Source organism: Klebsiella sp. HMSC16A12 (genome assembly GCF_001808265.1).
Lineage (GTDB): Bacteria > Pseudomonadota > Gammaproteobacteria > Enterobacterales > Enterobacteriaceae > Klebsiella > Klebsiella pneumoniae.
In genome coordinates this window covers 87,667-99,217 of the sequence record NZ_KV792643.1, presented here as the reverse complement: position 1 = coordinate 99,217, position 11,551 = coordinate 87,667, and the positions used below count along the sequence as shown (strand labels likewise).

The 11,551-nt window shown below is 56.9% G+C and carries 10 protein-coding genes and 1 riboswitch; of the genes, 2 read left to right on the top strand and 8 right to left on the bottom strand.

Annotated elements, in window-relative coordinates; all coding sequences use genetic code 11:
* Nucleotides 1-279 precede the first annotated feature (279 nt).
* A complete protein-coding gene (gene murI, locus HMPREF3140_RS23365) occupies nt 280-1,131 on the bottom strand; it encodes a glutamate racemase (protein ID WP_002883026.1) in 852 nt (283 codons plus the stop codon).
* On the bottom strand, nt 1,076-2,914 hold the full coding sequence (gene btuB / locus HMPREF3140_RS23360; protein ID WP_004146288.1) for a TonB-dependent vitamin B12 receptor BtuB: 1,839 nt from the start codon (nt 2,912-2,914) through the stop codon (nt 1,076-1,078). The genes murI and btuB overlap by 56 nt, the downstream gene beginning before the upstream one ends.
* Nucleotides 2,915-2,978: 64 nt before the next feature.
* Nucleotides 2,979-3,166: riboswitch (cobalamin riboswitch) on the bottom strand.
* A gap of 114 nt (nt 3,167-3,280) precedes the next feature.
* Between btuB and trmA the strand changes: the two genes are divergently transcribed.
* Complete coding sequence (gene trmA, locus HMPREF3140_RS23355) at nt 3,281-4,381, top strand: tRNA (uridine(54)-C5)-methyltransferase TrmA (RefSeq protein WP_002883023.1); 1,101 nt, start codon at nt 3,281-3,283, stop codon at nt 4,379-4,381.
* Between the two features lie 51 nt (nt 4,382-4,432).
* Here the strand turns inward: trmA and HMPREF3140_RS23350 are convergent, their stop codons facing one another.
* On the bottom strand, nt 4,433-4,792 hold the full coding sequence (locus tag HMPREF3140_RS23350) for a YijD family membrane protein (RefSeq protein WP_002883021.1): 360 nt from the start codon (nt 4,790-4,792) through the stop codon (nt 4,433-4,435).
* A 15-nt stretch (nt 4,793-4,807) separates the two neighbouring features.
* On the bottom strand, nt 4,808-5,443 hold the full coding sequence (gene fabR / locus HMPREF3140_RS23345; protein ID WP_004151856.1) for an HTH-type transcriptional repressor FabR: 636 nt from the start codon (nt 5,441-5,443) through the stop codon (nt 4,808-4,810).
* 196 nt (nt 5,444-5,639) lie between these two features.
* Here fabR and sthA point away from each other — a divergent pair, with 196 nt between their 5' ends.
* Nucleotides 5,640-7,040 carry a Si-specific NAD(P)(+) transhydrogenase gene (sthA, locus tag HMPREF3140_RS23340; RefSeq protein WP_002883016.1) on the top strand — a complete coding sequence of 467 codons (1,401 nt, stop codon included), beginning with the start codon at nt 5,640-5,642 and terminating at the stop codon, nt 7,038-7,040.
* Here the strand turns inward: sthA and oxyR are convergent.
* The 4 genes from oxyR to argC all read right to left on the bottom strand — a co-directional run bounded on the left by oxyR (nt 7,023) and on the right by argC (nt 11,460).
* Nucleotides 7,023-7,940 (bottom strand): DNA-binding transcriptional regulator OxyR, encoded by a 918-nt coding sequence (gene oxyR / locus HMPREF3140_RS23335; RefSeq protein WP_002883015.1) that lies wholly within the window; start codon nt 7,938-7,940, stop codon nt 7,023-7,025. The two genes, sthA and oxyR, sit on opposite strands and share 18 nt — an antisense overlap.
* Nucleotides 7,941-8,199: 259 nt before the next feature.
* A complete protein-coding gene (gene argH / locus HMPREF3140_RS23330) occupies nt 8,200-9,573 on the bottom strand; it encodes an argininosuccinate lyase (protein WP_004146283.1) in 1,374 nt (457 codons plus the stop codon).
* Nucleotides 9,574-9,672: 99 nt separating this feature from the next.
* Nucleotides 9,673-10,449 (bottom strand): acetylglutamate kinase, encoded by a 777-nt coding sequence (argB, locus tag HMPREF3140_RS23325; protein ID WP_004187843.1) that lies wholly within the window; start codon nt 10,447-10,449, stop codon nt 9,673-9,675.
* Nucleotides 10,450-10,455: 6 nt separating this feature from the next.
* Entirely contained in the window at nt 10,456-11,460 is a 1,005-nt protein-coding gene (argC, locus tag HMPREF3140_RS23320) for an N-acetyl-gamma-glutamyl-phosphate reductase (RefSeq protein ID WP_004181637.1), read from the bottom strand.
* Between the last annotated feature and the right edge of the window lie 91 nt (nt 11,461-11,551).

Here is an 11,551-nt window from a genome sequence, read left to right as displayed (position 1 = left end):
GATTGTCTGATAAATTGTTAAAGAGCAGTTGCAACGCGGCTTTCAGCTCACCGTTGCGAGGTCCCGTATAATACGTTTTCCTCATTCAGAGTCAAGCCCTTATTTTGCTTTTCTCTGTCAGTTTTTAGCGCTGAACTTCACCGCTAAAACCCTGCTGACCCGGCGGCTTGCTTGCCGTTGTTCCGTGTCAGTGGAGGCGCATTATAGGGAGTTCTGAGACGTTGACAAGCCCTGTTTTCAAAAAATTATTCAACCGTCTCTTTTTTGTGCAAAACGCCCTTAGAGCGGTAATTTTTCCAGCGTCGAGAAGCCATAGCGACGCAGAACGGGTAAAAGCTGTTCTGTTTCTGCCGTCAGCGCCATGCAGAATGCCTTATTCTCGTCGCTGGACTTCGCATCCGGCGCTTCATGCTCTAACAGCCAGGCGGTGCGACGGGCAATCGCCGCGCCGGAATCGATCAGCCGTGTGCCTTCCGGCAGAACGCGCTGCAGCTCCTCCTGTAAAAGAGGAAAGTGGGTGCAGCCCAGCACCACCGTATCCGGCGGCTCCTGCATCCGCAGCCATGGGCGCAGGATACGGCGCAGCTCTTCTAACGGCACAGGCTCGCCGTGCAGCTTCGCTTCCGCCAGCTCCACCAGCTCCGCCGACCCCAGCATTTCAATCCGACATTCATTGGCAAAGCGGTCGATCAGCTCACGGGTATAAGGACGCTTTACGGTACCGCGCGTCGCCAGCAGGCCAACAATGCCGTTCGCCGTTAAACGGGCGGCGGGCTTGATCGCCGGCACCACGCCAACGACGGGGAAAGCGAACTTTTCACGCAGGGCAGGCAGGGAGACGGTACTGGCGGTATTGCAGGCGATCACCGCCAGCGCCAGGGGATAACGCTGCTGGACAGCGGTGACGATTTCCACAACGCGCTCAACGATAAACTCCTCGCTCTTCTCGCCATAGGGGAAGGCAACGTTATCGAAAGCATAGATGTAATGCAGATTCGGCAGCAGCTGCCGAATCTCATTATAAACCGACAACCCACCGACGCCGGAATCAAACACCAGCACGGTGGGACGTGGATCAGAAGGTGTAGCTGCCAGACAAGGTGTATTCCCGTCCTGCAGATTGGTAGCCATAAACTGTCTCGTAATCTTTATCGAACAGGTTGGCTATTTTACCACGAACTGTCAGGTGTGAGGTGACGGGATACGATAAACCGACATCCCAGAGGCTCAACCCACCCATATTGACGGTACGCGAGTTGTCGTAGTCATAATCGTAACGCTTGCCGATGTAGTGATACGTCACATCCCACCCCAGATCGTAGACCTGGCCGTTCAGCTCGTATTTCACCTGCTGCTTCGCCCGGCGATAGAGGATCTTATTGGTTTCATCATCGCGAGGGTCAACATACTGCAGCGTCAGATGGTGCTCCACCGGCCCGGTGGTTATATTCCCCGTCCACTCCAGCCCCTTAATCGTCGCCGACTTGACGTTGTAATAGGCGTTGTTGTCGTAATCGATGAGGTTTTGAATCTCATAGCGATACGCGGAGAGGCGCCAGTCGACCGGCCCCGTTAACCCTTCAAGGCCCGCTTCCCATTGCTTCGACTCCTCTGGCTTCAGATTCGGGTTAGAGGCGATGCCAAAGCGTTCTGCACCGTACTGCTGCCCGAGGGAGGGGGCGAGGAATCCTGTGCCGTACGAGAGCGTTGTCCGATAACCGTCGATAAATTCCCAGCCTGCGGCCGTCTGCCAGGTACCGTGCCAGCCAAACTGCTCGTCATGATCCTCACGGCCGGAAGCTTCCAGCGTCACGCTGTCAATCTGCTGCTGTCCCGTCAGATAAAGACCGGTGGTGTCACGCTTATACACGTCGGTACTGGTCGTTCCGCTGGATTTCAGCTTCTCTTGTTTCCAGTCAACGCCGCCGCTCACTGCCCCATGGCCTACCACAACATTATTTCCCCACTGGATATAGCGCTGTTCCATATCATCCAGGGTGGTGCCCGCGGCATAGCGGCCAGCGTCGCTGCTGTAGTTGTAATCTTTGATGCGCTGATAGTTAGCAATCAGCTGGGAGGAGTAAATTCCGGAGTGGTAGTGCAGACCGGTATCCCAGGATTGGGTATAGGATTGATCTTCATCGTTTCCACCTGCGTAGCCCCAGTTACCCTGGTCATAGTCAGCGTTGGCGGAATAACCATAGCCGCGGAAGAACCCCGAGAAGTTGTCATCGAACTGATGCTGTACCCCGCCCCACAGCATTTTATTGCGGTAGCCGTCGCGATCGCTGTCGCCGCTGTAAGAGGAATTCGGCTGGACGTTAAACCCTTTGGTGGTCTGATAGGCGCCAGCAGCGGTAACCAACGTATCGCCAAACCGCTTGTTAAAGGCGCCGTCATAGGACTGATAGCCGTTCGTACCCGCGCCGGCGTTGATCTGCGAACGCTCAGCGTCGGTCATGGTGATGATGTTCACCACCCCGCCGATCGCTCCGGAGCCGTACACCGCGGAGCGCGGGCCGCGGATGTATTCCACCCGCTGGACCAGTGAGATAGGGATCTGACTGATATCTACGCCGTTGGAGATCCCCGGACGCGCCATCGGCACACCGTCGATCAGCACCAGCACGTGACGAGCCTCCGTCCCCCGAACATACAGCGAAGCGCTCTGCCCCATGCCGCCGTTGCGGGCAATATCGACCCCGGGAAGACGACGCATGACATCGTTTAAATCTTTGGACTGCCAGCGGTCGATGTCATCGCGCGTCACAATGTCGGTCGGCGCCAGCACGGTATTGACCGGCTGTTGAAAACGGTTTGCTGTCACCACCAACGTATCTGAATTGCTATCCTGCGCCCAGCCGGAAAATGCCGTGACGGATAAGGCCGTCATCAGCGAAGCTTTTTTAATCATTGTAAAAGCATCCGAAACAGAAAAAGGATGCCGCAGGTTTTATCAGTTGCTCGCGACGATAAAACCCAGTGCGACGTATTCCGGCAGGTCTTCGGGCTTGGAGGCTGTTTCAAGAAATAATGACTTCCCACGGCTAGCCGCAGTGTCTGCACCGAGTGCGCTCATTTCTCACCTTCCTTACCGCTGCGCGTCAGCCCCAGATTTCCACTGGGTTCCCTTTTAACTCACAGGACCGGTAGGCGAATGCTACAATCAGAACCATATAGATGTCCAGACTGCTAATTATATTTCCCGCGGCATTCGAGGCTGGACATCCCCGGCGCTTTCCCTACAATCCCCGCGTACTTATTTTATTCAGGATACATCATGACCCCCGAACACCTTCCTACCGAACAATACGAAGCGCAGCTGGCAGAAAAAGTCGTCCGTTTGCAAACCATGATGGCGCCTTTTGCCGCGCCGGTTCCGGAAGTGTTTCGTTCGCCGGTCAGCCACTACCGTATGCGCGCCGAGTTCCGTCTGTGGCACGATGGCGACGATCTGTACCATATTATTTTCGATCAGCAGACCCGGTCGCGGATTCGCGTTGACAGCTTCCCGGCCGCCAGCGCGCTGATCAATCAGCTGATGACCGCCATGCTGGAGGGCGTACGCAACAATCCCGTGCTACGCCAGAAGCTGTTCCAGATTGACTATCTGACCACCCTCAGCAACCAGGCGGTCGTTTCGCTGCTGTATCATAAAAAGCTGGACGATGCCTGGCGAGAGCAAGCGGAGGCGCTGCGTGACGCCCTGCGAGCCCAGGGGCTCAATGTGCATCTGATTGGGCGGGCGACCAAAACTAAAATCGAGCTCGATCAGGATTATATAGATGAACGCCTGCCGGTTGGCGGGCGGGAGATGATCTACCGTCAGGTGGAAAACAGCTTTACTCAACCGAACGCGGCCATGAACATTCAGATGCTGGAGTGGGCACTGGATGTCACCAAAGGGGCGACTGGCGACCTGCTGGAATTGTACTGCGGCAACGGTAACTTCTCGCTGGCGCTGGCACGTAATTTCGATCGCGTATTGGCCACCGAAATCGCCAAACCGTCGGTGGCGGCGGCGCAGTACAACATCGCCGCTAACCATATCGACAACGTGCAGATTATCCGCATGGCGGCGGAAGAGTTTACTCAGGCGATGAACGGGGTGCGGCAGTTCAACCGGCTGCAGGGTATCGATCTGCATAGCTATCAGTGCGAAACCATCTTCGTCGATCCACCGCGCAGCGGGCTGGACAGCGAGACGGAAAAAATGGTGCAGGCCTATCCGCGTATTTTGTACATTTCGTGCAACCCGGAAACGCTGTGTCGCAATCTGGAAACGCTAAGCCAGACGCACAACGTTACCCGGCTGGCGCTGTTCGACCAGTTCCCGTATACCCATCACATGGAGTGCGGCGTCCTGCTGACCCGCAAATAGGCCCAAAAAAACCGGCAACGTCATATTGCCGGTTTTTTTACCGCTGGCGGCTTACTCGGCTGCGGTATCTTTGCGGTTACGCATCTTGTAGCCGATCCAGAAGACCATCGCGACGGACAGAACGGCCGGGAAGAAGTTAGAACCGATATCCGGGTACTCCGCACGCACGACGGTGCTGTACAACAGCACCCCGAGAATAAAAAAGGCGGCGGCCAGGCCCGGTAGCCCAACGGGCATACTGCGATTCTGATAGCGCTGATGCAGACAGTAGACCGTCAGCAGCAGGGATAAAATGGGGAAGACGGAAAACGGAACTATCGAACTGAACAGCGCCGCAAAGGCGCCATTAATGGATAACCCGGCAATCAGCGCCAGCAGCAGCGTACCTTTATCTTGAACTGAGTGTTTCATTGCTCGTCCTTCACGTTATTCGGAATGATGTGACATTTTTTCTTGTTCACGGCGATACCAGTAATACGCGCCTTTCGAGATCATTCGAAGCTGCAGTACCAACCGTTCCTCCAGCTGCCGGCGCTGCTCAGGGCCGACATCCAGCGCTTCCGCGCCAGCGCTAAAAACGATGGTGACCATAGCTTCAGCCTGCGCTTCGGTAAAGGCGCGCGGCATATGGTTTTCGAGTTCTAAATAGTCGGCGAGTTCCGCAATAAAGTGCTGGATCTCGCGTGCGACGGCGGCGCGAAACGCCGCAGAAGTTCCCGAGCGCTCGCGCAGCAGCAGGCGGAAGGCGTTCGGGTTGTTACCGATAAATTCCATAAAGGTGGAGACCGAGGTGCGGATCACGCTGCCGCCTTTGGCTATCCGCTGGCGCGCCTGGCGCATCAGCTGGCGCAGCATCAGTCCGCTCTCATCGACCATCGTCAGGCCCAGCTCATCGACGTCGCGAAAATGACGATAAAAGGACGTCGGCGCGATCCCTGCTTCCCGTGCCACTTCACGCAAGCTCAGGCTGGCGAAACTCCGCTCAGCGCTAAGTTGACTGAATGCCGCTTCCACCAGCGAACGGCGGGTTTTTTCTTTTTGTTGTGCTCTTACGCCCATCACGATGTATGAATCCTTCCAATAGCCCTGCTGGCACTATACCAGAGATTAAAACTAATCGGTTTGCCCTGGATTGTGAATGATTGTTTACGAGCCGTTTCTGCTTTTATGCTGCAAAAAAGCACAACGATAATTGGGTTAAAGCTCAGCGAATGTTATCATCGTGTTTATTTTATGTATAAAACAGGTGAGTAATGCCATGTCACACTCTTGGGATTATGATGCAATAGTGATTGGTTCCGGTCCTGGCGGGGAAGGCGCCGCCATGGGACTGGTGAAACAGGGAGCACGCGTTGCCGTCATCGAGCGCTACCATAATGTCGGCGGCGGTTGCACCCACTGGGGCACCATCCCGTCGAAAGCCCTCCGCCATGCCGTCAGCCGTATTATCGAGTTTAACCAAAACCCCCTCTACAGCGACCACTCCCGCCTTCTTCGCTCTTCTTTCGCCGACATCCTTAACCATGCCGACAGCGTCATCAACCAGCAGACTCATATGCGCCAGGGATTCTATGAGCGCAACCACTGTGAAATTCTGCAGGGCAATGCCCACTTCGTGGATGAGCATACTCTGGCGCTGGAGTGCCATGACGGCACGGTCGAGACTGTGACCGCGGAGAAATTCGTTATCGCCTGCGGATCGCGCCCCTACCATCCGGCGGATGTCGATTTCCACCACCCGCGCATCTATGACAGCGATTCGATTCTCAGCCTGCAGCATGAGCCGCGCCATGTGATCATTTACGGCGCCGGGGTGATCGGTTGTGAATATGCGTCGATCTTCCGCGGCATGGAGGTGAAGGTCGATCTGATCAACACCCGCGATCGTCTGCTGGCCTTCCTCGATCAGGAGATGTCAGACTCGCTCTCTTATCACTTCTGGAACAGCGGCGTGGTTATTCGCCACAACGAGGAGTATGAGAAAATTGAAGGGGTGGATGACGGGGTGATCATGCACCTGAAGTCCGGCAAAAAGCTGAAGGCCGATTGCCTGCTGTACGCTAACGGCCGCACCGGCAACACCGACACCCTGGCGCTGGAAAATATCGGTCTGCAGACCGACAGCCGCGGTCAGCTGAAGGTCAACAGCATGTATCAGACCGCCCTCCCGCACATCTATGCGGTTGGCGATGTCATCGGCTATCCAAGCCTGGCTTCTGCCGCTTACGATCAGGGACGCATTGCCGCCCAGGCGCTGGTGAAAGGCGAAGCCTCAGCGCATCTGATTGAAGATATCCCGACCGGGATCTATACCATTCCGGAAATCAGCTCCGTCGGGAAAACCGAGCAGCAGCTGACGGCGATGAAAGTGCCGTATGAGGTGGGCCGCGCCCAGTTTAAACACCTGGCGCGGGCGCAAATCGTCGGTATGAGCGTTGGTACGCTGAAGATCCTGTTCCATCGTGAAACCAAGGAGATCCTTGGCATTCACTGCTTTGGCGAGCGCGCGGCCGAAATTATTCATATCGGCCAGGCGATCATGGAGCAGAAAGGCGGTGGCAACACCATTGAGTACTTCGTCAACACCACCTTTAACTACCCGACCATGGCGGAAGCGTACCGGGTTGCCGCGCTGAACGGCTTAAACCGCCTGTTTTAACGCCTTGTCGAAATGGCCATCCATCGTACCGCGGATGGCCTCCGCCAGATGTTCATAGCGGCTGCGCAGCGGGGAGCCCGGACGATAAACCAGACCGATGGTGCGTCTTGGCTCTGGCTTAATGCACGGCAGGTAGACTACGCCATCGCGTTTTCTCTCCTGCGGCACCGCCAGCGCCGGCAGCAGGGTAATGCCGCTGCCTGCCGCCACCATATTGCGCAGCGTTTCCAGGCTGGTCGCGCGGAAGTGGGTATCCTCATCCGCCCCCGCTTCAAAGCAGAAGCCCATCGCCTGATCGCGCAGACAGTGGCCATCCTCCAGCATCAGCAGCTTTTCACCGGCCAGATCCGACATCGGCACCCGATCGCGGTTCGCCCACGGATGATCTTCATAGATAGCCAGCATCATCGGCTCATCGAACAGCGGCACCTCGATAAAGGCCTCGCTCTCTTTGACCAGCGCCAGGATGGCGCAGTCGAGCTTACCGCTGTCGAGCTGAGCCAGCAGCTGATGGGTCTGCGCTTCGTGCAGATACATTTCCAGCTTCGGGAAGGTCTGATGCAGCATCGGAATGATGTGCGGCAGCAGGTACGGGCCAATTGTCGGGATCAGGCCGATATGCAGCGGCCCGGACATGGTTTCCCCTTGTTGGCTTGCCATTTCCTTGAGCACTTTTACTTCGCGTAACACGGTACGCGCCTGATCCACCAGCAACAGCCCCGCCTGGGTAAACAGAACCTTACGGCTGGTGCGCTCCAGCAGCATGACGCCAAGCTCATCCTCCAGCTTGCGGATCTGTCCGCTGAGCGTCGGTTGGCTCACATGGCATGAGTCAGCCGCCCGCCGGAAGTGGCGGTGTTCGGCGAGCGCTACCAGGTATTCAAGATCGCGAATATTCATTATTCATCCTCCATCGCCACGATAGTCCATGGCGATAGATAGCATAGCAACGAACGATTATCCCTATCAAGTTTTCTGTTCAATAATACGCCCATAAAGACGGTCTACCTGTGAAAATCACTGACCCGTCACACTGTTTCTCTACCCGAACAACTAAAGCCAACGTGAACTTTTGCGGACCTTGCGTCCGCTTTTTTTTTGCATAAAAAACCCGGCGTCGCTGGGCTTGGCCGGGTCAGGGAGGGCAGATATCTAAGGATTAGCTTAAACGAGCCTTCGCCTCGTTGATAGCCTGGGCTACCTGCTGCGGCGAGACGCCGCCTTTCGCTGCGCGTTTCTCGAGGCAGGACTGCAGCGACAGGATCGGATACACATCGTCCGCAATCACCGGGCTGAATTTCTGCAGATCGGCCAGGGTCAGCGCTTCCAGCGGTTTCCCTTGCGCAATGGCTTCCACTACCGCTTCACCGACAATATGGTGCGCCTCGCGGAACGGTACGCCTTTCGCCACCAGATAATCCGCCAGCTCAGTGGCGTTGGCATAGCCCTGCTGCGCCGCTTCCGCACAGCGCGGACGTTTTACCTGAATGCCGTCCAGCACCAGGGCCGCCATATGCAGGCAGTCGAGCCAGGTATCCAGGGCGTCGAAAAGCCCCTCTTTATCTTCCTGCATGTCTTTGTTGTAGGCCAGCGGCAGTCCTTTCAGCGTCATCATCATGCCGGTCAGCGCACCCTGCACGCGGCCGCATTTGCCACGGATAAGCTCCAGGGCGTCCGGGTTTTTCTTCTGCGGCATCAGCGAGGAGCCGGAGGTCACGCGGTCGGAAAGCTCGACGAAGTTCGCCTCGCCGGAGTTAAAGAAAATCAGATCTTCCGCAAAGCGCGACAGATGCACCATACCGATAGCCGCATCGGAAAGCAGCTCCAGCACATGATCGCGATCGGACACGCTGTCGAGGCTGTTGCGGGTGGCGGAGGCAAAGCCCAGCCAGCCGGCCAGCTGCTCGCGGTCGATCTCATACGCCGTCCCCGCCAGCGCGCCGCAGCCCAGCGGGCTGACGTCGAGGCGCTTCAGCGCGTCCTGCAGACGGCTTTCGTCACGCGCCAGCATTTCAACGTAGGCCAGACACCAGTGCGCGAAGGTCACCGGCTGGGCGCGCTGCAGGTGGGTGTACCCCGGCATTACCGCGTCCTGATTCTGCTGGGCGGTCTCCACCAGCGCGCTCTGCAGCTGGCGGTTCGCCGAGAGCAGTTCGACAACGGTATCTTTGCACCACAGTTTAAGATCGGTGGCGACCTGGTCGTTACGGCTGCGCCCGGTGTGCAGTTTCTTGCCCAGCTGGCCCACTTTATCGATCAGCTTGCCTTCCACCCAGCTGTGAATATCTTCGGCATCGCTGGCGAGGATTTGCTGCGGATTGGCGCGCACCTCTTCCAGCAGCACGTTCAGCGCTTCTTCCAGCTGCTGCTGTTCAGCGGCACTCAGAACGCCGACCGTTACCAGCGCTTTCGACCAGGCGACAGAGCCAACGATATCCTGCTCCGCCAGACGATAGTCGAAGCGCAACGAGTCGTTGAACTGTTTGAACCGTTGATCTGCTGCCTGTGTAAAACGCCCGCCCCAAAGTGCCATAACATGCTTCCTTTATTCGTTAGTTCCGCCGGCGGCATTGTGCCGCTCGGCCTACGGTCTTGTAAGCCCGGCAGACGACGCGCCGCCGGGCATGAAATCTTAAGCCAGAATACGTGTGCCGATCGGCGTGCCGTTAAATAACGCCGGCAGCTGCTCGGCGTGACGCCAGGAGGCGATATCCACCGGACGGCCCAGAGCACGTGCGGCGTCAAGGGCCGCATTCACTTTAACAATCATGCCGTCGGTGATAATCCCCTGCTCGATCAGCTGTTCCGCTTTCTCGGCGGTCATCTCGGCAATGCGCTGCCCTTTACCGTCGAGGATACCGCTAACGTCAGACAACAGGATCAGATCCGCCCCCAGGGTGGCCGCCAGCGCTGTCGCCGCCTGGTCAGCGTTGACGTTCATCAGCTGGCCTTCATCGGTCACCCCGATAGAGCTCACCACCGGCAGGTAACCGCCGGCCAACAGGGTGTTGATCAGTGCCGGGGAGCCCGGCTGCGCCAGCCCGACATGGCCCAGCTCAGCATCCAGTTGCGTGACCTTCACGCTATCGCCATCGCCGAGGAACAGGCCTACCGAGGAAATACCATGTTTTTTCGCCCACGCCAGCAGCGTCTTGTTGGCGGTTCCCGCCAGCGCGCCGGTGATGATGTCGATTTGCTCAGCCGGCGTAACGCGCAGGCCATTTTTCTTCTGCACCGGCAGGTTGAGCTGCTTCATCAGCTCATCCACCACGCAGCCGCCGCCGTGGACGATAATCAGCGGACGCTGGTGCGCTTCACGGTAGTTAACCAGCGCGGTAAACAGGCGCTCCAGCGCTTCTTCGCTATCGAGTAATACGCCGCCAAGTTTGATAATTAATGGGTTCATCATCACACCTTAAATAAGAGACTGCGTCTCAGCGAAGCCGAAACGAATATTCGCGCACTGCACCGCCTGCGCTGCGGCGCCTTTCAGCAGGTTATCCTCTGCCGCGACGACGATGAGATGATCGTCCTGCACGGCAAAACCGATATCACAGAATGGCAGGCCTTCGACGCTTTTCAAAGCGGGCACGCCTTTATCATATAAACGTACCAGTGGTTTATCGGCGTAAGCCTGCTGGTAAACCGCCGCGATCTGCGCATGGCCGACGCCCGGCTTCAGGCGGCAGGTAATGGTTTCCAGGATGCCGCGCTTAAAATTACCCAGGTGCGGGGTAAAAATTACCTTTGCCCCGAGGTGGCTGGCAATCTCCGGCTGATGGCGATGGTTAAATATGCCGTACGGCTGCAGGCTAACTTCACAGAAGCTGTTGCCGATCGCGGCCTTACGACCCGCGCCGCTCACCCCGCTGGTAGCGTTGATTACCGGCCACTGGTTGAGATCCAGCAGATTGGCCTCAATCAGCGGCTTCAGCGACAGCTGCGCCGCCGTCGGATAGCAGCCTGGCACTGCGATTAACTGCGCGTCTTTAAGCGCATCCGCGCTCCACTCCGCCAGACCATACACCGCCTGTTTGAGCAGGTCGGGATGCTGATGAGTGAAACCGTAATATTTTTCGTAGAACGCCCCATCGTTAACGCGGAAGGCACCGGAGAGATCGAACACCACGCAGCCAGCGGCAAGAAACTGCGGCGCCAGATCGTGACTCACTTCGTGCGCGGTGGCGAGAAACACCACGTCCACGCCAGCGCTGAATTCGCTGATATCGGACATCGGCTGCAGCGGCATATCGACAATGCCTTTGAGCTGCGGATGCAGGTCGGAAATTAATTTTCCCGCATCATTGCTTTGCGCGGAGACCGTCAAAGCGGTTATGTTCATATGCGGATGACGATTGATATAGGTCACCAGCTCTGCGCCGGCATAACCACTGGCACCCACAATCAGCGTATTTAACATTGGAAGCGCATCTCCTTACATTCGATGGGTTTTCTTACGCTCAACGATATTGTATTTTTATTCACAATAAATGCATGAATATTGATACTAT

Coding starts and splice junctions, on each gene's coding strand:
- murI (WP_002883026.1), bottom strand. CDS start 1,131: ATGGCTACCAATCTGCAGGACGGGAATACACCTTGTCTGGCAGCTACA.
- btuB (WP_004146288.1), bottom strand. CDS start 2,914: ATGATTAAAAAAGCTTCGCTGATGACGGCCTTATCCGTCACGGCATTT.
- trmA (WP_002883023.1), top strand. CDS start 3,281: ATGACCCCCGAACACCTTCCTACCGAACAATACGAAGCGCAGCTGGCA.
- HMPREF3140_RS23350 (WP_002883021.1), bottom strand. CDS start 4,792: ATGAAACACTCAGTTCAAGATAAAGGTACGCTGCTGCTGGCGCTGATT.
- sthA (WP_002883016.1), top strand. CDS start 5,640: ATGTCACACTCTTGGGATTATGATGCAATAGTGATTGGTTCCGGTCCT.
- oxyR (WP_002883015.1), bottom strand. CDS start 7,940: ATGAATATTCGCGATCTTGAATACCTGGTAGCGCTCGCCGAACACCGC.
- argH (WP_004146283.1), bottom strand. CDS start 9,573: ATGGCACTTTGGGGCGGGCGTTTTACACAGGCAGCAGATCAACGGTTC.
- argB (WP_004187843.1), bottom strand. CDS start 10,449: ATGATGAACCCATTAATTATCAAACTTGGCGGCGTATTACTCGATAGC.
- argC (WP_004181637.1), bottom strand. CDS start 11,460: ATGTTAAATACGCTGATTGTGGGTGCCAGTGGTTATGCCGGCGCAGAG.